The 23,672-nt window shown below is 69.7% G+C and carries 19 protein-coding genes; 7 read left to right on the forward strand and 12 right to left on the reverse strand.

Going from position 1 to position 23,672, the window contains the following annotated elements:
• Positions 1–25: 25 nt before the first annotated feature.
• The 4 genes from H4W80_RS15045 to H4W80_RS15060 all read left to right on the forward strand — a co-directional run bounded on the left by H4W80_RS15045 (position 26) and on the right by H4W80_RS15060 (position 5,097).
• On the forward strand, positions 26–1,624 hold the full coding sequence (locus tag H4W80_RS15045) for an ABC-F family ATP-binding cassette domain-containing protein (protein WP_192785669.1): 1,599 nt from the start codon (positions 26–28) through the stop codon (positions 1,622–1,624).
• A 113-nt stretch (positions 1,625–1,737) separates the two neighbouring features.
• The gene (locus H4W80_RS15050; RefSeq protein WP_020547488.1) at positions 1,738–1,953 is read left to right on the forward strand and encodes a helix-turn-helix domain-containing protein; all 216 of its coding nucleotides are present in this window, start codon (positions 1,738–1,740) and stop codon (positions 1,951–1,953) included.
• Between the two features lie 151 nt (positions 1,954–2,104).
• Positions 2,105–2,920 carry an enoyl-CoA hydratase/isomerase family protein gene (locus H4W80_RS15055; protein ID WP_192785670.1) on the forward strand — a complete coding sequence of 272 codons (816 nt, stop codon included), beginning with the start codon at positions 2,105–2,107 and terminating at the stop codon, positions 2,918–2,920.
• A gap of 290 nt (positions 2,921–3,210) precedes the next feature.
• Entirely contained in the window at positions 3,211–5,097 is a 1,887-nt protein-coding gene (locus H4W80_RS15060; protein ID WP_192785671.1) for an ABC transporter ATP-binding protein, read from the forward strand.
• On the opposite strand, the gene H4W80_RS15065 is transcribed toward H4W80_RS15060, so the two are convergent.
• On the reverse strand, positions 5,069–5,953 hold the full coding sequence (locus H4W80_RS15065; protein WP_192785672.1) for a sulfotransferase family protein: 885 nt from the start codon (positions 5,951–5,953) through the stop codon (positions 5,069–5,071). The genes H4W80_RS15060 and H4W80_RS15065 overlap by 29 nt on opposite strands.
• 58 nt (positions 5,954–6,011) lie before the next feature.
• On the opposite strand from H4W80_RS15065, the gene H4W80_RS15070 reads away from it, so the two are divergent.
• A complete protein-coding gene (locus H4W80_RS15070; protein WP_192785673.1) occupies positions 6,012–6,905 on the forward strand; it encodes a S66 peptidase family protein in 894 nt (297 codons plus the stop codon).
• Positions 6,906–6,938: 33 nt separating this feature from the next.
• The gene (locus H4W80_RS15075; protein ID WP_192785674.1) at positions 6,939–7,808 is read left to right on the forward strand and encodes a hypothetical protein; all 870 of its coding nucleotides are present in this window, start codon (positions 6,939–6,941) and stop codon (positions 7,806–7,808) included.
• A 34-nt stretch (positions 7,809–7,842) separates the two neighbouring features.
• On the opposite strand, the gene H4W80_RS15080 is transcribed toward H4W80_RS15075, so the two are convergent.
• From H4W80_RS15080 to iscB, 11 genes are all read right to left on the reverse strand, one after another.
• Positions 7,843–10,140, reverse strand: a complete 2,298-nt coding sequence (locus H4W80_RS15080; protein ID WP_318786872.1) for an excinuclease ABC subunit UvrA — start codon at positions 10,138–10,140, stop codon at positions 7,843–7,845.
• A gap of 111 nt (positions 10,141–10,251) precedes the next feature.
• On the reverse strand, positions 10,252–12,834 hold the full coding sequence (locus tag H4W80_RS15085; protein WP_192785676.1) for an exo-rhamnogalacturonan lyase family protein: 2,583 nt from the start codon (positions 12,832–12,834) through the stop codon (positions 10,252–10,254).
• Positions 12,831–13,451, reverse strand: coding sequence for a rhamnogalacturonan acetylesterase (locus H4W80_RS15090; protein WP_192785677.1), 621 nt, complete (start codon positions 13,449–13,451; stop codon positions 12,831–12,833). The genes H4W80_RS15085 and H4W80_RS15090 overlap by 4 nt, the downstream gene beginning before the upstream one ends.
• Positions 13,448–14,347, reverse strand: a complete 900-nt coding sequence (locus tag H4W80_RS15095; RefSeq protein ID WP_192785678.1) for a carbohydrate ABC transporter permease — start codon at positions 14,345–14,347, stop codon at positions 13,448–13,450. The genes H4W80_RS15090 and H4W80_RS15095 overlap by 4 nt, the downstream gene beginning before the upstream one ends.
• A 12-nt stretch (positions 14,348–14,359) precedes the next feature.
• Positions 14,360–15,334 carry an ABC transporter permease gene (locus tag H4W80_RS15100; protein ID WP_318786873.1) on the reverse strand — a complete coding sequence of 325 codons (975 nt, stop codon included), beginning with the start codon at positions 15,332–15,334 and terminating at the stop codon, positions 14,360–14,362.
• Between the two features lie 58 nt (positions 15,335–15,392).
• The gene (locus tag H4W80_RS15105; RefSeq protein ID WP_318786874.1) at positions 15,393–16,916 is read right to left on the reverse strand and encodes an extracellular solute-binding protein; all 1,524 of its coding nucleotides are present in this window, start codon (positions 16,914–16,916) and stop codon (positions 15,393–15,395) included.
• A 32-nt stretch (positions 16,917–16,948) separates the two neighbouring features.
• Positions 16,949–17,578 carry a YesL family protein gene (locus tag H4W80_RS15110; RefSeq protein ID WP_225963457.1) on the reverse strand — a complete coding sequence of 210 codons (630 nt, stop codon included), beginning with the start codon at positions 17,576–17,578 and terminating at the stop codon, positions 16,949–16,951.
• A gap of 123 nt (positions 17,579–17,701) precedes the next feature.
• Positions 17,702–18,358 carry a DUF1961 family protein gene (locus tag H4W80_RS15115; protein WP_192785680.1) on the reverse strand — a complete coding sequence of 219 codons (657 nt, stop codon included), beginning with the start codon at positions 18,356–18,358 and terminating at the stop codon, positions 17,702–17,704.
• A 104-nt stretch (positions 18,359–18,462) separates the two neighbouring features.
• Positions 18,463–19,482: a LacI family DNA-binding transcriptional regulator gene (locus tag H4W80_RS15120; RefSeq protein WP_192785681.1), complete on the reverse strand. Its 1,020-nt coding sequence runs from the start codon at positions 19,480–19,482 to the stop codon at positions 18,463–18,465.
• A gap of 291 nt (positions 19,483–19,773) precedes the next feature.
• Complete coding sequence (locus H4W80_RS15125; protein WP_192785682.1) at positions 19,774–20,430, reverse strand: acVLRF1 family peptidyl-tRNA hydrolase; 657 nt, start codon at positions 20,428–20,430, stop codon at positions 19,774–19,776.
• Between the two features lie 163 nt (positions 20,431–20,593).
• Entirely contained in the window at positions 20,594–21,916 is a 1,323-nt protein-coding gene (iscB, locus tag H4W80_RS15130; RefSeq protein WP_192785683.1) for an RNA-guided endonuclease IscB, read from the reverse strand.
• Positions 21,917–22,606: 690 nt separating this feature from the next.
• Here iscB and H4W80_RS15135 point away from each other — a divergent pair.
• Positions 22,607–23,632, forward strand: coding sequence for an EAL domain-containing protein (locus tag H4W80_RS15135; protein WP_192785684.1), 1,026 nt, complete (start codon positions 22,607–22,609; stop codon positions 23,630–23,632).
• Positions 23,633–23,672 lie beyond the last annotated feature (40 nt).

A 23,672-nucleotide genomic window follows, 5' to 3' on the forward strand; every position in this document is an offset into this window, starting at 1 on the left:
CCTAGCTCGGGAGTGTTCCGCCAACATGATCATCGCCAGTGACATAGAGCTGCGCGCGGGCGCGCGGCTGCTTATTGAAAAAGCCTCGTTCCGGGTCAACCCGGGCGACAAGATCGGGCTCGTCGGCCGCAACGGCGCGGGCAAGACGACCCTCACCAAGGTGCTGGCGGGCGAGGGCCTGCCCGCCAGCGGGTCCGTCACCACCAGCGGCAGCGTCGGCTACCTCCCCCAGGACCCGCGCACCGGCGACCTGGAGGTGCTCGCCCGCGACCGCATCCTGTCGGCGCGGGGTCTCGACGAGGTCCTGCGCAAGCTGCGCGAGGCCGAGCTCGGCATGTCCTCCGCCGACGACCGCACCCGCGAGAAGGCCGTCAGGAAGTACGGCAGGCTCGAGGACCAGATGCACGTGCTGGGCGGATACGCGGCCGAGTCGGAGGCCGCGTCCATCGCCTCCAGCCTCGGGCTGCCCGATCGCGTGCTCTCGCAGCCGTTGCAAACGCTTTCCGGCGGTCAGCGCCGGCGCGTGGAATTGGCGCGAATTCTTTTCAGCGGAGCGGAAACTCTCCTTCTCGACGAGCCGACAAACCACCTAGATGCCGACTCAATCGGGTGGCTTCGTGATTTTTTGCGTTCGCATCAAGGCGGCTTGGTGATCATCAGCCACGACGTCGCTCTTCTTGAAGCGACGGTCAACAAGGTCCTGCACCTGGACGCCAACCGCTCGGTGATCGATCACTACAACGTCGGCTGGAAGGCCTACCTCGCCCAGCGCGAGACCGACGAGAAGCGCAGGAAGCGCGAGCGCGCCAACGCCGAGAAACAAGCAGGTGCGCTGCTCGCGCAGGCCGACAAGATGCGGGCCAAGGCCACCAAGGCCAAGGCCGCGCAGGACATGATGCGGCGTGCGCACCGGTTGCTGTCGGGCACCGAGGAAGAGCGTAAGAGCGACAAAGTGGCGCGGTTGCGCTTCCCCGAGCCGCAGCCCTGCGGGCGCACCCCGCTCACGGCCGAGGGGCTGTCCAAGTCGTACGGCTCGCTGGAGGTCTTCACCGACGTCAGCGTGGCCATCGACCGAGGTCACAGGGTCGTCATCCTCGGCCTGAACGGCGCCGGCAAGACCACGCTGCTACGGATTCTCGGCAACATCGAGACTCCCGACACGGGCGAGATCCGGCCCGGCCACGGCCTCAAGGTCGGCTACTACGCCCAGGAGCACGAGACCCTCGACCCCGGCCGCACCCTGCTGGAGAACATGCGGTCGGCCGGGGGCCAGTTCACCGACACCGAGCTGCGCAAGGTGCTCGGCTCGTTCCTGTTCACCGGCGACGACGTCGACAAGCCCGCCGGGGTGCTGTCCGGCGGCGAGAAGACCCGGCTGGCGCTGGCGATCCTGGTGCTGTCGAGCGCCAATGTCCTCCTTCTCGACGAGCCCACGAACAACCTCGATCCGGTCAGCCGGGAGCAGGTTCTCAATGCGCTGAGGTCCTATTCAGGAGCGATCGTCCTAGTCACACATGACGAGGGTGCCGTTGACGCCCTGTCACCGGATAGGGTGATCTTGCTACCGGACGGAACTGAAGACGCATGGAGCGACGAATTTTCCGATCTTGTGGCACTTGCCTGATCTTAATTTGAGTGGGTACGGATCTTTTCCCGTGGAGTAGGTAGCCGATCCCGCTGAAATGACTGATCATGGCGGAGTAACGCTGCGGAAGTCCGGCACTACAGGAGGTACTCGTGGCCGAGACACTGAAGAAGGGCACCCGGGTCACCGGGGCCGACCGGGAAAAACTGGCCGGCGATCTCAAGAAGCGCTACGCCGCGGGTGAGAGCATCCGCGCCCTGGCCGCTTCGACCGGTCGGTCTTACGGGTTCATCCACCGCATCCTGAGCGAGTCCGGCGTGACTCTGCGCGGGCGCGGCGGGGCGACCCGAGGCAAGTCCAAGCGCTGACGGCCGCCTCGGAACGTGCGACCGCAGCCGCCCGTCCCTAGTCAGCCATACCGTCGCGCCCGGGCCAGAACGATGTTCTGTAGGCTCGGGCGCGACGGTCAGCACACTGGGCGCGCACTCCTTGCGCGACCAGGACTGGAGGGAGCGGGCGATGGCGGAAGCGCAGGCGCGACAGCGCGGGGGGAATGCGGACGAGGTCTCCGGATCGACGGAGCACGGAGTTCGCTTCGAGGTGGACGGTGAGATAGCGACGATCACGCTGGACCGGCCGGAAAAGCGGAACGCGCAGACGTTCGCGACATGGTCGGCGCTGGCTCGGATCGGCGAGAGCCTGCCCGAGCAGGTGCGCGTAGTCGTCGTGAAAGGTGAGGGACCGTCCTTCTCGGCAGGGATCGACCTGCGGATGTTCACACCTGAGGGGGTGCCCGGACAGGGCTCGTTCAGCTCGGCGGCCAAGAGCGACGACGCAACCTTCGAGCAGCGCATCAGCCAGGCACAGGCGGGGTTCCTGTGGCTGCGCCGCCCGGAGATCGTTTCCATCGCCGCAGTGCAGGGGTACGCGATCGGCGCGGGGTTCCAGCTCGCGCTCTCCTGTGACCTGCGGATCGTGGCCGATGATGTTTCCTTCTGCATGAAAGAGCCCGCACTGGGCCTGGTGCCCGACCTGACGGGGACCAAGCCCCTGGTCGAGCTGGTGGGCCTGGCCAAGGCGATCGACCTCTGCCTGACCGCCAGGACCGTGCACGCGGACGAGGCCATGCGCATCGGCCTCGCGGAGAAAGTGGTCGCTCGGGGCGACCTGGATCAAGCCGTACGAGACAAGGTCGCGGAGCTGCTGGCCGTCAACCGGGACGCGGCGATCGCGACGAAGCGACTCCTCCAGGGGGCGCAGGGCCGCTCCCTGGAGGAGCAGTGCGCGGCCGAGCGGCTCGAACAGGCGGCCCGCATCAAGGCCCTCTTCACCTGAGCCCATCGGACGACCGCTCGCCGCCGTCGGACCTCCGTCCTTCGGGGGGTTGGAGAGGCGAGGCCGTCACCTCCGTCCTTCAGGAAGGCGCGAGGCTGGACGCTCGCCACCGTCGTCACACCCGTCCTTTTGGGAGGGTCCCTTCGGGGGCAGGGGCGTCGCGGGGCGGACTGGTCACGCGGGCGGGCGGTAGGTTGGGAAGGCGGCGGCGGGTTTCGCGGTGAGCGGACGGGGGAATCGCCGGGCGCGGTGGTGGTGCTCTCTCCCGTGGAGGAGGAGGGATCCCCCGTATGGCGATGATGGGAGGGGGCTTCGGCCCCAATGTGATGGCGTCCCTGCGGCGCGACGGCTCGGTGACCAGCCAGCGGCTGCGGCCCGGCACCGTGCGGCGCATCGCCCGCTACGCCAGGCCGTACAGGACGCACATTGCCGCGTTCCTGCTGCTCGTCGTGGCTGGCGCGGTCATCGTGATCGCCAACCCGCTGCTGATGAAGGCGATCATCGACGACGGCATCCTGGCCAAGCGGCCGGGCGTCGTGGTCGGGCTGGCGGTGACGATCGGCGCGCTGGCGCTGGTGGACGCCGGGCTGACGCTGGTGCAGCGGTGGTTCTCGGCGCGCATCGGCGAAGGGCTGATCTACGACCTGCGCACCGAGGTGTTCGACCACGTGCAGCGCATGCCGGTGGCGTTCTTCATGCGGGCCCAGACCGGCGCGCTGGTCAGCAGGCTCAACACCGACGTGATCGGCGCGCAGCGGGCGCTGACGAGCACGCTGTCGTCCGTGGTCTCCAACGTGGTCAGCCTGGTCCTGGTGCTGGGCGCGATGCTGGCGCTGTCGTGGCAGGTGACGCTGGTCGCGCTGGTGCTGCTGCCGATCTTCATCGTGCCCGCCAAGTTCGTCGGGCGGCGCATGTCGGCGCTGACGCGCGAGCAGATGCAGCTCGACGCCGAGATGAGCTCCGTGACGACCGAGCGGTTCAACGTGGCGGGCGCCATGGTGGCCAAGCTCTACGGCCGCCCGGAGGACGACGCGGAGGTGTTCGGCCGCAGGGCGGCCCGGGTGCGCGACGTGGGCGTGACGGTCGGCATGTACGGCACCGTCTTCCGGGTCGCGCTCGGGCTCGTCGCCGCGCTGGCCACCGCCCTGGTGTACGGCATCGGCGGCGTCCTGTCCGTGTCCGGCGTCTTCGAGCTCGGCACGCTGGTGGCCCTGACCGCCCTGCTGATGCGCCTGTACGGCCCGCTCACGTCCCTGTCCAACGTGCACGTCGACGTGATGACCGCGCTGGTGAGCTTCGACCGCGTCTTCGAGATCCTGGACCTCAAGCCCATGGTGGCCGAGCGGCCCGGCGCCGAGCCGATCCCCGGCGGGCCGGTCACGATCGAGTTCGACGACGTGCGCTTCCGCTACCCGGCCGCCGAGGAGGTCTCGCTGGCCTCGCTGGAGTCGGTCGCCAGGCAGGACAGCGGCCCGTCCTACCCCGTACTCAAGGGCATCTCGTTCACGGCCGCGCCGGGCCGGATGGTCGCCCTGGTCGGCCACTCGGGCGCGGGCAAGACGACCATCACGTCCCTGGTGTCCCGCCTGTACGACGTCAACGAGGGCGCCGTGCGCATCAACGGGCTCGACGTGCGCGAGGCCACCCTCGACTCCCTGCGCGACACCGTCGGAGTGGTCATGCAGGACGCTCATCTCTTCCATGACACGATCGGGGCCAATCTCCGTTATGCCAGGCCGGAGGCGAGCGACGAGGAGATCTGGGAGGCTCTCAGGGCCGCGCAGATCGGCGACCTCGTGGAGGCCCTGCCCGAGCAGCTCGAGACCGTCGTGGGCGACCGCGGCTACCGGCTGTCGGGCGGCGAGAAGCAGCGCCTCGCGCTGGCCCGGCTGCTGCTCAAGGCGCCGCGCGTGGTCGTGCTCGACGAGGCCACCGCCCACCTCGACTCGGAGTCCGAGGCGGCCGTGCAGGTGGCGTTGAAGACCGCGCTGGAGGGCCGCACCTCGCTGGTGATCGCGCACCGGCTCTCGACGATCAGGGAGGCCGACGAGATCCTGGTGATCCACGAGGGCCGCATCGCCGAGCGGGGCCGCCACGAGGAGCTGCTGGAGCGCGGCGGGCTCTACTCCGAGCTCTACCGCACCCAGTTCACCTCTTCAGGTAGCCCAGGCGGTTGAGCTCCTCCCTGGCCACCTTCTCCACCAGCTCCAGATCGGGTCCCCGGAGCTTGGCGCGCCAGGCGCCGACCTTGGGGACACCGGTGTCGTACAGGACGACCTTGGACACCCGCGTCTCCACGAACTCCGCGAGCGTGGCGACCGACGGCGCCGGCTTGTTCACCAGGTCCTCGTAGCGCAGCGTCAGGAGCTGCTCCTCGGGCAGCGTCCTGCGCAGCTCGGCGCTCATGCGCACGGCGCTGCGCCAGCGCAGGGCGCTCTTGCCCGCCGCCGGCATGCCCTTCCAGCGCTCGAGGTGCTCGTCCTTGTTGACGCCGAGGAACGGGTTGGGGAACTCGGTCTGCTCCGACAGCATGACCGGCTTGAACCAGGCCAGGCAGGCGGGGTCTTCGAGCATGCCGGCCACCACGTCCCTGCCGTCGCGGATGAGCTGCACGAACCGCGCGTCGGGGAACGCCTGGAGCAGCACGGGGGCGCTGTAGAGCAGGTCGGGGCTGCCGTCGCCGAACCTGGTGATGTCGCCGGCCGAGACGCAGGGACCGGTCCCCGTGACGCCGCCCGCCTCGCGGCACGGCTCGGCGCACTGGCCGCACGACCGGGGCAGCACCTGCCACGACTCGGCGAGCGCGTCGCGCATGACGCGTACGGCGCCGGAGGTCTGGCCGATGGACGGCTTGCGGGCGAAGGCGTACACCACGTGAGCCACACTCGCGCGGCCCATGGTCACATGGAAGCCGGGGGATCGTTTCAGGGCGCGGGCCAGCAGGTCCGTACCGGAATGCGGCGCTCCGATCAGGAAGACCGGCCGGCGGACCTTGATGCCGTTGACCACGAGGATGTGGGGCGGAAGTCGCATACGAGAGGTAAGTGTGACACCGTTTGCCACGTGTACGAGCCAAACGAGGAGTTGATCCATGCGACCCGGTGACACCGTCGCGGTCGTCTCGCCGTCGGGGCCGCCCAGCGCGGAGCTGCTCAGGCGCGGCGTGGAGCGACTGGAGGGCCTCGGGCTGAAGGTCGTGGTGGGCGCGCACGCGCTCGACCGCCGGCCGCTCGGCTACCTGGCGGGCGACGACGCCGACCGGGCCGCCGACCTGCAGTCCGCCTGGTGCGACCCGGCCGTCTCGGCGGTGTTCTGCTGCCGCGGCGGATATGGCGCCGGCCGGCTCCTCGACCTGCTCGACTGGGACGCCATGCGGGCGGCCGGCCCCAAGGTGCTGCTGGGGTCGAGCGACATCACGGCGCTGCACAACGCGTTCGCCATCGAGCTGGGCGTGCCCACGCTGCACGGGCCGATGGCGGCCTGCGACGTGCTGGCCGCCGAGGAGGGGCCCGAGCCGCGCACGTGGGAGAGCCTGCGGGCGGCGCTGTTCGGGGCGCCCCAGACCGTCCAGGGTGAGCGGGCGCTGGTGCCGGGGCGGGCCGAGGGCGTGCTCTCCGGGGGCAACCTGTCGTTGCTGGCCTCGATGTGCGGGACGCGGTGGCAGCCGTCGTTCGCGGGCAGGATCGCGTTCCTGGAGGACATCGGGGAGGAGCCGTACCGGATCGACCGCATGCTGACCCAGCTCCTGCAGGCGGGGGCGTTCGACGGGGTGCGCGGGATCGCGCTCGGCTCGTGGGTGGACTGCGGTGACCCCTACCCGGTGCTCGAGGACCGGCTCGGGGGGCTCGGAGTGCCCGTCCTGGCGGGGCTTCCGGTGGGGCACGGGTCGCCGCAGATGAGCGTGTGGCTGGGGAGACTTGGGGTTATCGATACCGAATCGTGCTCGCTAGCGGGCATCGTCAGTGATGAGGGCCAGGCAAGGTAGGAGGGACGAATCCGACAGAAAGGGACACGGCGCGTGAGCTTGTTCAAGCGTGACCGCCGGCCCTCGCGCCGGCCGGTCGAGGACGTCGACCTGGACTCGCTGCTCTCGCTCGTCGCGGAATCCCTCGGATACTCCTTCGAGTTCGCCAGGGACGGCGGCTCCGTGACCCTCAGGGGCGACATGGAGCTGGTCGTCAGGCTCACCGGGCTGCGCCGCGAGGCGGGCCGCCGGGCCAGGGAGGACTGGCCCATGCTGGTCTCCGAGCACCTCGCGCACGCCGTGGCCACCGCGGGCGAGCGGCTGGACGTGTGCGACCTGGAGCAGGCCCGCCCGCTGCTGCGCACCCGCGTGGACGCCGTGGACGCGGTGCCCGACCTGACCCGCGTGGTGGGCCGCCACCTCAACGCCGACCTGGTGGAGCTGCTCTTCGCGGGCTCCCGGCCCGTGCGGCCCGAGCAGGCCGGGTGCTGGCCCGTGGCCGCCGGGAAGGCGCTCGACCTGGCCGTCTCCAACGTCCGCCGCGAGGGGCGGCTGGAGGTGGAGACGATCCTGCTGTCCGGCACGCCGGTGACGCGGCTGACCGCCATGACCCCGGCGGCCGCCACGCATCTGCGGTGGCTGGGCGACTACCTCCCCGTGCCCTCCGACGGGGTGCTCGCGGTGCTGCCCGACCCGTACACGCTGCTCGTGCACCCGGTGGACGGGATCGGCATCGTACGCGCCATCGAGCGGCTGCGGGTGCACGCGGCGCGCACGGACGGGCTGAGCTCGCAGGTCTACTGGTGGCACGAGGGGCGGCTGACGCACATCAGGGCCGACCTCGTCAGCCAGGAGGGGCAGACCAGGCTCGTGGTGGCGCCGCCGCCGGAGTTCGCCCGCGTCCTGGCCCGCCTGGCCGTCTGAAGGACCTGGGGCGGGCTCCAGGAGCGCGGAACGGTCAGGACCTGCTCACGTAGTCGCGCAGGTGGATCGCGGTGAGCGAGGTGCCGTCGGCGACCAGCTCGGCGGGGGTGCCGGAGAAGACGACCTGGCCCCCGTCGTGACCGGCCCCGGGGCCGAGGTCGATGATCCAGTCGGCGTGCGCCATGACGGCCTGGTGGTGCTCGATCACGATGACCGTGTTGCCGTCCTCCACGAGGCGGTCGAGCAGCGCCAGGAGCTGGTCCACGTCCGCCAGGTGCAGCCCCGTGGTGGGCTCGTCCAGCACGTACGTGGTGCCGCTCTTGGCCATGTTGATGGCCAGCTTGAGCCGCTGCCGCTCGCCGCCCGACAGCGTGGTGAGCGGCTGGCCCAGGCCCACGTAGCCGAGCCCGACGGCCACCAGGCGGTCGAGGATCGTGCGGGCCTGCCGCTCGGTCAGGAAGTCGCGGGCCTCGGCCACCGGCATGTCGAGCACCTCGCCGATGTTCTTGCCGCGCAGCGTGTACGTCAGCACCTGCGGCGTGAACCGCCGGCCCTCGCACTCCTCGCACACCGACGCCACGCCGGCCATCATGGCCAGGTCGGTGTAGATGAGGCCGATGCCCTTGCAGGCCGGGCAGGCGCCCTCGGAGTTGGCGCTGAACAGGCCGGGCTTGACGCCGTTGGCCTTGGCGAACGCGGCGCGGATCGGGTCGAGCAGGCCGGTGTAGGTGGCCGGGTTGCTGCGGCGCGAGCCGCGGATCGGCGACTGGTCGGCCACCACCACGCCCTCGCGCCCGGCGATGTATCCGTGGATGAGGGAGCTCTTGCCCGACCCGGCCACGCCGGTGACCACGGTCAGCACGCCGAGCGGGACCTCCACGCTCACGTCCTTGAGGTTGTGCAGCGTGGCGCCCGTGATCGCCAGGTGGCCGGCCGGCTTGCGGACGTCGTCGCGCAGGCGCACCCGGTGGTCGAGGTAGCGGCCGGTCAGCGTGCCGGAGGCGCGCAGCCCGTCGAGGTCGCCGTCGTAGCACAGGCTCCCGCCCGCGGTGCCCGCGCCGGGGCCGAGGTCCACCACGTGGTCGGCGATGGCGATCGTCTCCGGCTTGTGCTCGACGACGAGCACCGTGTTGCCCTTGTCGCGCAGCTGGAGCAGCAGGTTGTTCATGCGCTGGATGTCGTGCGGGTGCAGCCCGGCCGTGGGCTCGTCGAAGACGTAGGTGACGTCGGTCAGGCTGGAGTTGAGGTGACGCACCATCTTGACCCGCTGCGCCTCGCCGCCGGACAGCGTGGACGACTCGCGGTCGAGGCTCAGGTAGCCCAGGCCGATCTCGACGAGGGACTCGAGCGTCGAGCGCAGCCCGTCCAGCACCGGGCCGACGGCGGGGTTGCCGATGCCGCGGACGAAGTCGGCCAGGTCGTTGATCTGCATGGCCGCGCACTCGGCGATGTTGCGGCCGGCGATCCGGGCGGAGCGGGCGGCCTCGTTGAGCCGGGAGCCGCCGCAGGACGGGCAGAGGGTGAGCTTGAGCGCCCGGTCGGCGAACGCCCGCGCCCCGGCCTGCATCGACTCCCGGTCCTTGCCCAGGTAGGTCCGCCTGACCTTGCTGGCCAGGCCCTCGTAGGTGAAGTTGCTGGAGCCGTACTTGAGCTTGGTGGGGGGCTTGTGCAGGAAGTCCTCCCACTGCTCGGGCGTGAAGTCCTTCAGCTTGACGGCCGGGTCGAACAGCCCGGAGCCCGCCATGACCTGCCACTGCCAGCTGTCCACCGGGAACCCGGGGACCTTGATCGCCCCTTCGTTGAGCGACAGCTCGCGGTCGACCAGGGCGTCGACGTCGAGGATGGACGCCTTGCCCAGCCCCTCGCACTCGGGGCACATGCCCTCGGCCAGGTTGAAGCTGAAGGCGCCGGCCCCGCCGACGTGGGGCTCGCCGATGCGGCTGAACATGATCCGCAGCATCGTGTGGGCGTCGGTGGCCGTGCCCACGGTGGAGCGGGCGTTGGCGCCCATGCGCTCCTGGTCGACGATGATGGCCGCGCTCAGGTTGTGCAGCGCGTCCACGTCGGGGCGGGACAGGCTCGGCATGAACGACTGGATGAACGACGTGTACGTCTCGTCGATCAGCCGGCGCGACTCCGCGGCGATCGTGTCGAAGACGAGCGAGGACTTGCCGGAGCCGGACACCCCGGTGAAGACGGTGAGGCGGCGCTTGGGGAGGTCGAGGGAGACGCCCTTGAGGTTGTTCTCGCGCGCGCCGCGGACCTGGATGAGGTCGTGGCTGTCGGCGGCGGTGTGATCGCGGTGGACGGCGCTGGCCTGGCTGGAAACCACGGAACCCTTCCATCTTGGGATGTTCTGCCATAGGGGAAAGCCGGGACAGCGTACAGCGCCGCCCCGACATTTCCGGGTTCCGTACAGCGTACCGTACGTCATACGGTACGGTTATGACTCCTTCAGATGCGCTCCGATCAGGGCGAGGTTGTGGATGGCGGCCAGACCGTACTGGGCGGCGCCGTTGGTGCTGACGAAGGCCGCCTCGTGCACCGGTGACAGCACGTCCGGCCCGTCCACCAGGGTCAGGCGCCAGTCCTTCTCCCGCTGCATCGGGTTGCTGTTGAGCTGGTCCCCCTCGTCCAGGAAGAACTTGCGCCACGCCCAGGCGGCCAGGCCGGCGTCGCCCGTGCGGGCGGCCGCGTACGCGGTGAGCCTGCTGTGCGCCTGGATCAGCGAGATCCCGCTCAGCCGCTCCCCCACCTCCGCCTCCTGCTGCTCGGGCGGCGCGAGGTAGAGGCGGCAGTACCGCAGCCACGCCTGCTCGAACCCGGGCACGTCCAGGTCCAGCCCGATCAGCTCGGCGCACATCTCCGGCAGGCCGAACAGCGACGACAGGTGCGAGACGGAGATCTTGTCCCGGGAGGTGTCGAACCGCCCGGTCGCCAGGTCCAGCCGGGCCTCGCCGGTCAGGAAGCCGTTCGGCAGCGCGCCGATGTCGGCCATCGTGCCCAGCAACCGGTCTCTGGCCCGCTCGTCGCCGTAGCGCTCCCACCGGGTCAGCCACGCGGCCGCGAGCGAGCCCCAGTCGGTGCCGAGGCCGACCGACAGCGCCGACGGGTCCGGCGTGTAGACGTCCTCGCGCACCTTGCGCTGGGGGTCGATGACGGTGAACGTCTCCTCGGGGACGCTCAGCTCGTCCATCAGGTCGCCGGTGCGCTCGTCGGCGGTCAGGTAGTAGTAGAAGCGGCGGTAGGCGGCGTTGGAGATGCGCAGCTGCTTGCAGCTGCACCCCCAGTGCTGCACGTTGTGCCTGCTGCCCAGGCCCTTCCAGCGGCCCGCGTGGTAGACGTCGACCTCGCCGGTGTGGCGGGTCATCGACTCGGCGAAGCGGAAGACGTCCGGCCGGCCCGTGCGCAGATACTGCAGCCACAGCCACAAGTCGGGCGAGAGCTCGGAGTTGTCCCAGGCGTAGCCGCCGATGTCGTAGCGCCAGGTGTGGCGGTCCGGGTCGTAGGTGTGCATGACGTCGCCGTAGTCCCAGAACCCGTACCACCTGCGCTGCTCGCGCTCGCGCACGTACAGGTCGAACAGGAAGTCCAGCCGGTCCTCGATCTCGGCGTGGGCGGGCGTCGAGCGGTCGGGCAGCTCCCAGACGCCGAAGACGCCCGCCTCGCGCATCCGCTCGGGGGACACGGCCAGCAGCCCGGGCTGGTTCATCGCGGTCGCGTGCCGGGACAGGTCCTGCGCGGACGGCGTGGCCTCGTAGGCGCGCAGGGTCAGCTCGTGCGTGCGCGCCACGCCGTGGGCGTCGCCGAAGCCCGGCTCGTAGTCCTCGTAGGTGACCTCCAGGCCCTCGAGCTGCTCGGCGAAGGTGTCCTGGCCCATGCCGTCGTGGTAGAAGCGCAGGTCCATGGCGGGCGCGGACGGCGACCACAGCCAGGCGGTCACGGTGGCCAGGTCGGTGGCCGCGTTCCTGACGTCGAGGCGGGTGGGGTGCAGGCGCCAGAAGTCGCGCAGCCCGAAGCCGAGGCCGCCGCCGGCGCCGCCGACGTAGCCGTAGCCGGCCGAGCGGGTGCCGGAGGGGATCGTCACCCAGGAGTGGCCCTCGGCGGTGCGCTTGCGCAGCGTGAAGCCGTCGGCGGAGCCCTGGTCGAGGGTGTAGTCGTTCCAGGCGGGGATGAGGTGCAGCCGGGTGGCGACCTCGGGGGCGATCTCGCCGACCGGCCGGCCCTCGACCTGCGCCCGCCGTACGGACTCGCCGGGGTCGAGGCGCAGGCCGGTCAGCCCGCGCACGGCCTCGGTGAGGAAGCCGCCGCTGCCGGCCAGGCGCACGTGCCGGTCGTGCGGCTCGTCCCGCATGACCACGTCGGCGCTCAGCCCGAGCCCGGCCAGGAAGTCGCGCTCGGGGTCGCCGTCCCAGACGAACGTGTGCATGATCCGCACCTGCTCGGCGCCCGCGTGGAAGTACAGGCGCACGGTGAACGGCAGCCAGTCGCCGTGCCTGCCCTCCAGCCGGACGACGGCGCGCACGGGCCCGTCCTGCTCGACCGTGACCGTCTCGACCTGGCCCGTGGCCCGTTCGCGGGCCACGGGGCCGCCCTCGTCGGGCGTGGGCTCGCTCTGGCGGAGGCTGACCAGGCGCACGTCCCTGGCGATCTCGCGGCTCCCGCGCGAGATCGAGCGGGCCAGCGTGCCGCCGGACTCCTCGATCGTCCAGGTGACCACGCCCGTGCTCACGGTCAGCACGCCGTCCCGGCGGGCGACGGTGACGGGGGTGGCCGCCGCGGCGGGCTCGCGTCCGGCCTCGATCCGGTACGACAGCGCCGCGGGCCGCGCGCCGATCGCGTGCGCCGACCACTTGACCGAGCCGTCGGGCCAGGTGGCGGTCACCCAGCTCTGCACGGGCACCTCGCGGCCCTCGGGGTCGGCCAGCGCGAACGGCGCGTCCCGCTCGACCGCACCGCGCGGCCACGGAACCCCCCAGGTCACCCCCTGCTCCCCCGGTCGGTCCAGCCAGCGAAGTGCCGTCATCGAATCTCCCTCAGTCGCTCGGCGACGATCGCGGCCACCTCGTCGGCGCCGCGGAAGCTGAAGTGGGTGTCGTCGGCCACCCCGTCCGGGTAGAGCGGATGCTCCCCCGGCGGGAAGTGCGTGAACAGGGCCTTGGAGCCGCCGGGGCCGAGCCGCTCGTACAGCCCGGTCGTGGCGGCGGTCAGGTCGATCAGCGGCACGCCCTCGGCGGCGGCCAGCGCCCGCACCCGGTCGGGGTAGTCGCCGTGCGTGGGCACCAGCCGCTCCCCGTCGAACCTGCGCCGCTGCACCGGCGTGCACAGCACCGCCGCCGCCCCCGCCCCGCGCGCCTCCTCGACGAAGGCGCGCAGGTTGTCCTGGTACGGGATCGCGGGATCCTTCTGGTCGTTGTGCCCGAACTGGATCACGACCAGATCACCGGGCGCCGTCTCCCGCAGCAGCGCCGCCCACAGCCCCTCGGCCCGGTGACTGGCCGTGGTGGCGCCGCCCTTGGCGAAGTTGCGCACGGGCCCGCCCGCGTACGCGCCGAGCTGCGCCCCCCACCCGGACATGGGCGCCTCCCAGGCCGGGCACGAGGCGACCGTCGAGTCACCGGCCAGGAGGATGGCGCGGCTCACTCCTTGACGCCCCCGATCAGGACGCCCTTGGTGAAGTGCTTCTGCAGGAACGGGTAGAAGAACAGGATCGGCAGCGTCGCGATCACCACGACCGCGAACTTCAGTCCCTGCTCCGGCGGCACCCAGGTCCGGTCCATCTGCGACAGGGCGTTGGCCGCGTCGGTGCTGACGAGCTGGCGCACCAGGATCTGCAGCGTCCACTTGTTCGGGTCGGTGATGTAGAGCAGCGGCGACATGTAGTCGTTCCAGATGCCGACCGCGTAGAAGAGCGAGAACGTCGCGATGATCGGCTTCGACAGCGGCAGGACGATCTTGAAGAAGACGCCCATCTCGTTGCAGCCGTCGATGCGCGCCGCCTCCTCCAGGGCCTGCGGCAGCTCCTGGAAGAAGCTCTTCACGATGATCAGGTAGAAGGGGTTGATCGCCAGCGGCAGGATCAGCGCCCAGTAGCTGTCCAGCAGCCCCAGGTCGCGCACCACGAGGTAGGTGGGGATCATGCCGCCGGTGAAGACCAGCGTGAAGATGATCAGGTTCAGCACCAGCGCGCGACCGGGCAAGTAGCGCTTGGCCAGGGGGTAGGCCATGGTGAACGTCAGCAGCACCTGCACCACCGTGCCCACCGCCGTCACGATCACGGTCGTGAGCAGGGCGCGGATGAACGCGTCGGTGGCGAAGATGTACTCGTACGACTCCGTGACGAACTTCTCCGGCCACAGGAAGAACGGGCGCGTGGAGATCTCCGACTCACCGGCGAACGACCCGGCCAGGACGTACAGCAGCGGCAGAACCGTGATCAGCGCCAGGCCGACGAGCACGGCGACGTTGATCGCGTCGAACACCCGGCTGCCCACGGTGCTGTATTCGGTGTTCAGCTTCTTGTGCTTCATGGTCTTCATGTCAAGGGCTCCTTAGAACAGTCCCCGCTGGCCGAGGCGCTTGGCCAGCCAGTTGGAGCCGAAGATCAGGATGACGCCGGCCACGCCCTTGAACAGGCCGACGGCGGTGGAGTAGCTGATCGCGCCCTGGGTGATGCCGGAGTAGTAGACGTAGGTGTCGAACACGTCGGCCACCGAGCGGTTCAGCGAGGTGGTCATCAGCCAGATCTGCTCGAAGCCGGAGTCGAGGAGGTTGCCGGAGGCCAGGATGGCCATGACGACGATCGTGGGGCGGATGGCGGGCAGCGTGACGTGCCAGAGCTGCTTGAAGCGTCCCGCGCCGTCCATGCGCGCCGCCTCGTACAGCTGCGGGTCCACGCCGGCCAGCGCGGCCAGGTAGATGATCGTGCCCCAGCCGGTCAGCTTCCACAGCTGCTGCAGGATGATCAGCGGCCGGAACCAGTCCTCCTGCGCCATGTAGTCGATCTTGGACGTGTCACCGAGGAAATCCCGGATCCATCCGGAGAGCACGCCGAAGTCCGCCGCGAACAGTACATAGGTGAGCGCCGCGACGATCGTCCAGGACAGGAAATGCGGGATGTAGACCAGCGACTGGACCGAGCGCTTGAGGATGTTGATCCGCAGCTCGTTCAGCAGCAGCGCGACGACGATCGGCGCCGGGAAGACGATGAGCATGTGCAGCAGCGCCAGGAACAGCGTGTTGAACATCAGCCGGCCGAAGTCGGGGCCGGCGAAGAGCTCCTCGAAGTGCTTGAACCCGACCCAGGGGCTGCCCGAATAGCCGAGGAACGGCAGGAAGTCCTGGAAGGCGATCGTGACGCCGTACATCGGCAGGTACTTGAAGAGCGCGAAGTAGACGATGCCCGGAAGGAGCATCAGGTAGAGCCAGCGGTAGCGCCCGAACACGGCGCGCAGCCCCACCCCTGGGCGTCGGTGCCCGGATTTGCTGGCCGCCTTCGTGGGAGGCGGCGCCAGGTCGGTGGCCACAGCGGCCTCCTTTCATGTGAGGGACCCGGGGGCGCGTCCCGGGTCCCTCAGGGCGAGGTCAGTTCGTCTTGCCGAGCTTGGAGACCAGGTCGTTGACCTCGGTGGCGACCTGCGTGCCACCGCTGTCGTACCAACGCTTGATCTCGCCCTTGAGCTGCTCCTCGGTGAGCTCACCCGACAGGAACTTGATCCGGGCGTCCGGGATGATCGTGTCGATCTGGGCACCCCGGGACACTGCGGTGGGCGAGACCACCGGCAGCGCCGGGTTGAAGACGGCCGTCTTGAGGTCCTCGTCCATCAGCTGCTTCTGGAGCTTGAGCATCTCCTTGTACGGCTCCCCGGACGGCGTACGCACGTAGGCGAGACCTCCGAAGTCGTTCGTGCCCTTGGTGCTGAGCTGGATGAAGGCGTTGTCCACGTCCTTCTGGACGATCTCGACCTTGGGGTCCGTCTCGTTGATCAGCGACGCGGTGTCACCCTCGACCTTGAAGTTGCGACCCTCGATGCCGTTCTGCAGCAGGACCTGGCCCTCCTTGGTGGCCAGCTTGTCCAGGGTCTTCAGCACGTTGTCGAGGTCCTGCTCGGTCGGCACGCTCTGCCTGGAGATGGCCAGGACGTCGGCGTAGCCGGTGAACGGGTAGGAGAACTTCTGGCCGTCGGAGCGCTTGAGGTTGCCGACCATGGCGACCTTGTCGCCGTAGTTCTTCGGGTCATCCTCCCTGAACAGGTCGAGAACCTGCCTGGAGCGGATGTTCACGTCGATGATCATGCCGCCCTTGCCCTGGTGGAACGGCTCGTTCCACTTGGCCGAGTCCAGGGTTGCGAAGTCGGGGTTGACCAGGCCCTCGCTGACCATCTTCTTGAGGAACTTGTTGGCCTCGAGGAACTCTGGGGTGTCGAAACCGGGGACGAGCTTGCCGTTCCGCTCACCCCAGCCGTTCGGGGCGCCGAACCAGGTCTCCAGCACGTCGTAGGGGCTGGCGCTGGCGTAGTTTCCCGGCCACTTCGGGATGATCAGGCCGTAGGTGTCCTTCTTGCCGTTGCCGTCAGGGTCCTTCTCCGCGAACGCCTTGGCGATGGTGTAGAGGTCGTCGACCGTCTCGGGCAGCTTCAGGCCCAGCTTGTCCAGCCAGTCCTTGCGAATGATCATCGCCGAGCGCAGCGACGGGCGCATCCGGTAGAGGCCGTAGATCTTGCCGTTGATGGAGGAGTTCAACGCGGTGCGCTGGTCCGCCGGCTTGAGGTTCGGGTACTTGTCCAGCTTGCTGGTCAGGTCCCAGAACGCTCCGGCCTCCGCCGCCTTGACGAAGCCCGGCAAGTGCGGGTCCACGACCATGACCTGTGGGAGGTTGCCCGAGGCGAACGTGACATTGAGCTTGTCGGTGTACTCGGCGTTGGGAACCCAGTTCATCTTGAGCTTCTTGCCGAGGAACTTCTCGACCGCCTGTTGCATCTCGCCGTTCGGGTCGGGTGCGGTGCCGAACAGCTTGGCCATCACGGTGATCGTGTTGGGGTCGGTCTGAGGCGCGTCACCGCCGCCCGAGCAGGCCGAGGCGGTGAGTGCAGCCGTGAGCGTTAACACACCGGCCAGAAGCCGGCGACGACGGGATGCGCTCATGAGTTCCCTTTCGAATGCAGACGCGCCTCGTTCTCCGCGAAGAAGCGCTGGCAGAGCCACGTGTTGAGATAGATCCACGCGCCGAAGCTGATCACCGGCGCGAGGATGGGCGCCGCCGAGGTCGCGTAGGCGATGGCCGAGAGCGCTAGCAGCAACAGCACGGACGAGGCCGGGCGCAGGAGCGCTAGCTGCGCCGCCTTGGGCCAGTAGGCCCGTAGCGGCAGATCGTAGTGCGCGTACAGCGGTCCCACGTACGCCCCCACACCGGCCAGTGCGATGAGCGCCACGAAGGTCGCGATCCGCAACGCTCCCATGCTGGGCCCGAGAGCGGAGAGGTAAAGATAGTTGCCGACCAGGACGATGGCCAGCGCCGCCACGGGAAGGACCAGCAGCGAGGACCGGACGAACTCCCGTCGGTAGACGGTCCAGAATTCGGCCCAGCCATGAAACGATTCATTACGAGTCCGCCGCCGAGCCAGCGTGTACGCGGCGACGGTGGCGGGCCCCAGCCCGCCGATCACGCCTCCAGCGAGCGTGAAGACGATCCACATCAGGTTGAGCTGGACCGCCCAGATGAGCTCTGAGCAGGCAGCTTGAAGCCTGATAGACATGGCGGGATGGTTCATCCGGCACCACCTCTCGTGGCATGTGCACGGATACGGGGGTGGGGTTGTTGCACCGCGATTCCTGCCCCGTTACAAGCCAGTGAACGGCGGTTGGTGCGAAATTAGTGTTGAATCGACTCAAAGTCAATGACGAGACACCCGGAGATTTGCGTACTCTCCGATCAGCGGAGCCATCTGCCGGAACCCGACCTTGCCTCCTGCCAGGGCGGGACCGCCGATCGAGCCGTCGTCCACCCATCGGAACGAGACCAAATCGTTGACCGAGAACGTGATCGCACCGGCCTCGACCTCGAGGCGCATCGCGTACGGGCCCGCGGCGTCCAGCACCGCGGGCAGCGGGTCGGGACCCTGTGCGACCAGGTGAAAGCCGTGGCTCTTGCGCAGGTTGCAGGTGTGCAGGGCCCGCTCCGAGGCCCACATCCGGCGGAAATAGGAGACGTGGTAGGCGTCGATGTCGCCGTGGTGATACTGGTCGTACGGGCCGGTGCGGGCGGCCAGGCCCGGGTCGAACAGGTCCTCGCCGTTCCTGCCGCGGGCATGGAAGAACATGATGGCCAGGCCGGGTTCGCGGACGGGCCAGAAGTCCCACTCGATCCGCACGTCGGCGGGGAACTCCTCGGGACACCAGAGCACCAGGTTGGCCGCCTGGCCGTCCGAGGGCGGCCTGAGGCTCTCCAGGCGCAGACGTCCCTGGGGGAAGGAGGTGGCGCCGTCCCCCTCCAGGCGGAATCCTGCCAGGTCATCGGGGGTGGCCAGGGGGTTGCTGTAGAGCTCGGTCAAGGGGGCTCCTTCACGGGGTCGCTCGGCTCGCCGGGAACGCGCGCAGGCCGAACGGGCCGGCGGGCGCGCGGCCGCCGGCGATGAAACGGTTCACGGACGCGGGGTCAGGAGCGCCGGTCGAACGCGCTCGACTCCCGGATCACCAGGTCGGGCTGGAAGATGACCTGCCGGTGCCGGTGCTGCTCCGGGTCGGCGACCTCTTCGAGCAGCAGGTCAATCGCCGTACGTCCGAGCAGCTCACGGGGCTGCCGGACCGAGGACAGCGGCACCGCGGCGGCCGCGGCGAAGTCGATGTCGTCGTACCCGATGATGGCCAGGTCCTCGGGCACGCGCAGCCCGTGCGTGGCCATCGCCTGTAAGAAGCCCAGCGCCATCATGTCGTTCGCGCAGAACGCCGCCGTCGGCCGCTCGTCGGCGGGCAGCGCGGCGACGCGCTCCCCGACGGCCCGGCCCTCGGCGACGGTCAGCGTGGGAGCGGTGGAGGTCAGCAGCTCGACCGCGCCGTCGGCCGCGGCGACGGCGCCGCTGATGCCCGCGTGCCGGTCGGCCACCTGTCTTATGGACGTCGGCCCGCCGACGAACATGATCCGCCGGTGCCCCCGCTCGATCAGGTGGGCGCCGGCGATCTGGCCGCCGAGCCGGTCGTCGACCGCCACCGAGCACTGCAGGCCGGTCGCGGGGCTGTCGACCAGCACCACGGGCGTGCCCCGGGCGGCCAGGTCCTCCAGCCAGGGGCTCTCCATCTCCACCGGGGTGATCAGTATGCCCATGACGCGCTGCTGTTCGAGCTGGTCGAGGTGGCGGCGCTCGCGGCCGGGGTCGCCGGCGCTGTTGCAGAGCACCACCATCGAGTCGTGGTCGTCGGCCACCGACTCGGCGCCCTGGGCCACGTCCACGAAGAACGGGTTGGAGACGTCGAGCACGACGAGGCCGACCGTGCGGCTACGGCCCACCCGCAGGTGGCGGGCCACCTCATTGCGGACGAAGCCCAGTTTCTTGATCGCTTCGAAGACGCGTTCGCGTGTGGCGGGGGACACGATCTCCGGGCGGTTGAGCACATTGCTCACCGTGCCCACCGAGACGCGCGCCAGCTGCGCGACCTCCTTGATGTTCCTGGTCGCCATCGATCCTCACGAGGCCGTGCTGCTTGAAATGCATAATCCGCTACTTGGCGGTGGTCCGCTCGACGCGGCCCACCGAGGTGCTGCGGCGGGCCGCCTTGAAGCGGTCCACCGTGGATGCGCCCTACCGCCACCTGCGGCGATCCGCTGGACGCGGTACGCCGTGGGCGCAGGGACACGGACGAACCGCCGATGACGGTCCTCCGCGAACTCTCGCATCATAGCGGCATTCAAGATTCTTTTGAATCGTCTCAAACTCTCAAACCGGTCACAGCGCCCCGTGAAGGGATGAGGTCAGGACGGGTCGACGACGCGGACGCGGGTCGCGCGGAAGGACGCCGGGGTGTCCCGGAGCACCGCCAGCCTGGGGTCGGGCACCACCAGGAACGGCTCGGTCTCCAGCGCCAGCAGGGGCGCGAGCCGCCGGTCGGCGCGCAGGGCGTCCATGGCCCGGCGGTCCCCGCCCAGCACCACCCCGTCCAGCTCCCCCAGGTACGGCGTCAGCACCCGAACCGCCGTCTCCACCGCGTCGTCGTACGCCTGCGCCGCCTGGTTGCGCCGCCGCCGGGCGAAGCGCTGCTGCGACCACCCGCCCGCCGCCGTGCGCCCCTGCACCAGCCGCGACCCCACCTTGGAGGCCACCAGCGACGCCCCGGAGAAGACCCCCGCCGCGTAGCCCCCGAGCCGCACCAGGAACACCCCGACCTGCCGCGCGGCCTGGGCGTGCGTGACGAGCCGGGTGACGTGCGGCGGCCCCGGCGGCGTCATGGGCGGGAACGGCACGTGCAGCTCGGCCAGCGCCCCGTCGTCGGCGAGCAGCCGCACGACCCGCTCGTCGCCGGTCGCCGTGAAGGGCCCGTGGCGCCCCGCGAACCCGTCGATCCACGGATGCAGGCGCTCCGGCGGCACCGTGACCCACCGGCCGCCACCCCTCGCCGGACGCGCGCTCATGCCCCGAAGGCTAACCGACCGCGCGACCGGGACAACCTGCAAACCGAACGACATCCCCCGCAACCGGCGGGGGACCTAGAGCGGAAGGTCGGTGAATTTCGCGGGGCTCTGTGGCTTCCGATACGGCCGGATCATTGGATCAGCGCCATGGAGACCCGTGCCTTCAGGCAGGCGAGAAAACGGCCTCCGGCCTGGATGATTCGTTCCGAAAGGTGTAGGCGTATCCGTCCCCCCGTTGCAGCAGGCGGACGTGACGATGATTGAGGTCTTCAACAGTCCCGTGGGCGGTGGTGACGTTGAAATATCCGCTGGCGCGGACGGCGACACGACCCGTGTAGGTGCCCTGCTTCTTGCCGGTGGGGACGAGGGCGGTCACCAGGTCGCCAGTGGCATAACCGAAGAACCGCTTCTGGCGGGGAAGGCGCAAGCGAGGAAAGCCGTGCCGGTCGGTACGAGTACGGGTGTGGGTGCCGCGGCCGGCGCATCCGGCGACCAACACCGCCGACACGGTTTCGGTGACGGTGTCGAGCTTGCCCACGGCCAAGGCGTCCAGGGTGTGGCTCTTGGGCAGGCGGTTGCGGGTGCGGTTCCACTTCGTGCGGCCACCCGAGGCCACGTGGGTGGGCAGGCGGGCGTCGAGTTCCTGCCACAGCGCCCAGCGGGTGGACTGCACCGCAGCGGCGTCCCGCAGAGGAACCTTCGCCTGCGCCAGGATCGCGGCCAGCAGCTTCGGCTTGCGGGCGAGGAAGTCCTCAACCAGTTGGTTGCCTTTGGCCTGGTTGCAGGGCACGCAGGCCAGGGTCAGGTTGGAGACCCGGTCCGAGCCGCCCAGGCTGCGGGGGTGGATGTGGTCCAGGTTCAACGGCACATCCGACAACCCACAGTAGGCGCATCGTCGCCCCCACTTGGCCAGCAGGTACTCGCGAACCTCGGCTCCGTGCAACGTACCGTGCTGGTATTCCGCCCCGTCCAGGGATCGGCCGGCGCTGAGGGCGTGGGTGTCGAAGGCGACCCGCTCCAGGTGCACCGCCCGCACCGGCGCCCAGCGGCACAGCCGGTCGATCCAGGAGACAGTGGTGGCCACCCGATGGCGCAAGGACGGCGGCAGCCACCCCTGGGGGCGGGTGCGGTTGGCAAAGCGCGGCTTGCGATAGCGCAGGTTCCGGCTGCGGCGGCCACGCCGGTAGGCGGCCCGCTGCCCCATCTTCCTGCGAATCTGGGCGCCGCGATGGTCGAGCCGAATGGCGTAGCGGGCGCGGCGCTCGCCTGCCTTGGCGGTGAACACGGCGACGCCGGTGTGCCGGGAGCCGGGATCAGTGCCCAGTTCTACCCCGTCTACCTCGCTCTCATCGATGGTGCGGTCCTTCAATCGGATGACGAACGGTGTACGGCGATGCACCGCGGCACGGCCCTTCTTCAGCAACTGGCGCGCCCTGGCCGAAGTGCAGGGCTGTAGCGGTCGTCCGCGCTTGTCGAGCACGAACACGTAAGGATGGGACTCACGTCCCTTCTCCCGGACCGGGCGGTCCAGGGTGACGCCCCCTGCGGCAGGTGAACCGCTGAGGGTCTCCTCTCGCACATGTCCCGCGCCGGGTGCCGCCTTGCGGCGGCCCTCGGCCCCCGTTTCGTCCCTGATCCCGGGGTTGTCTGCTGAACCGAGTTCCAGAGCAGGCCGCTGAGGAAGCACAGCCTGGTGGGTCATCTGTCCTGCGCGGAACGTAGCCAACCTCGGTCACCTCCTACCTCGGTGTTGGCTGGTGCTGGTAACACACGGACTGTCAGCCGTCTCGGCTGAAAGCCCCCACATTCACGTGGGAGATCCGGTTACGGGGCTGGTGAGCAGGGATGACGACATCGAGTAATCGACACAATACCAAGAGTTTGCCCAGCAGTATAGAACAAGTGCGCGATACGCGCCGACAGGCTCATACACGGCACCCGCTCAGGCGGCGCCATGACTCACAGGCCACCACCCAGGCCACCACCCTCGGCTGAACGCGCGTTCATACACCGAAGGAGGTAACGGACCCTGCACCAGGCAACCCCCAGGTCACCGGTCCTCAAGGAAGCCGAAAGATTTTTCCCTCTCGGTCGGTGGGGAACTGAAGGGTAAATGTCGGTAAATTCTGTTTCGTGGGCCTTCTATGGCTCCCGCTATCAGCGGAATTATCTGAACGTGTCGTCCTCCCTGCTCGACAGCCCCATGGTGGACCTCGACACCGGGGCGGTCATCGCGCACCCCGCCATCGTCGAACAGGGGGGCACGCTCAGGGCGGCTCCCCTGCCCATGGTGCTGGAGCTGCCCGTCAGGGTCGTCCTGGCGGGCGCGGGCGCCCTGGCGCCCCTGCACGAGGCACTCCGAAGAGCCGGCCGGCATCCCCGCGAGGCGATCCTGCTGCTCACTGGACCGTGCCAGGAACAGGACCGGCCGCTGCTCAAGGTCGGGCTCGACGGCCTGCGCACGATCGGCTACCTGCTCGGCTTCGCCGACGTCGGCACCACCGGCGCGGCCCTCGACCTGGTCGCCGACACGAGCCCGTACCTGCTGGCCCTGGATCCCGAGGTGGTCACGCGCATCCCCGGGGACCATCGCGCGACCGCGGTGGCGCGGTCGGTGGTCACGCTGGCGCGCGGCCTCGGCGCCCACGTGCTCGCCCCCGGCGTCGAACGCGAGCCGCAGGTCGCGGTGGCCCGCGGCCTCGGCGTGCGGCTGGCGCACGGCCCGCTGCTGGCCCCCGGCCCCGACGGCAAGGTGCGGGTGCCGCTCCCCGTCACCGACGAGCCGGTCTCGGTCATGCTCGGCCCGCGCGTCCAGGAGCTGCTGATCCCGGCGGTGACGCTGCCCGTGGAGGCCAAGGCGGAGGATGCGGTCAAGGCGTTCGGGCACGAGCCGACGATCACCAGCGTGATCCTGGTGGACGAGTTCCAGCGGCCCAAGGGCAGCCTCGACCGCAGCCGGTTCCTGCTGTCGTTCGCGGCCCGGTACGGGCACGCGCTGCACGGCGCGAAGCCGGCGCAGCGGCTGGCCGACCCGCCCCGCACGGTGCCGCGGACGACCCCGGCGATCGCGGCCATGCAGGCGGCCGGCCGGGACGCGGCCCGCGTCTATGACGACCTGGTGGTCACCGACGAGATGAACCGCTGCCTCGGCATCGTCCGCGTCTCCGACCTGATCAGGCAGGTCACCGCGATCAGGACCTGAAAGAGACCCGCGTGGGTCCTGGGCGCGGGCGCGCGGCCGG

This window comes from Nonomuraea angiospora (genome assembly GCF_014873145.1).
Taxonomy (GTDB): Bacteria; Actinomycetota; Actinomycetes; order Streptosporangiales; family Streptosporangiaceae; genus Nonomuraea; species Nonomuraea angiospora.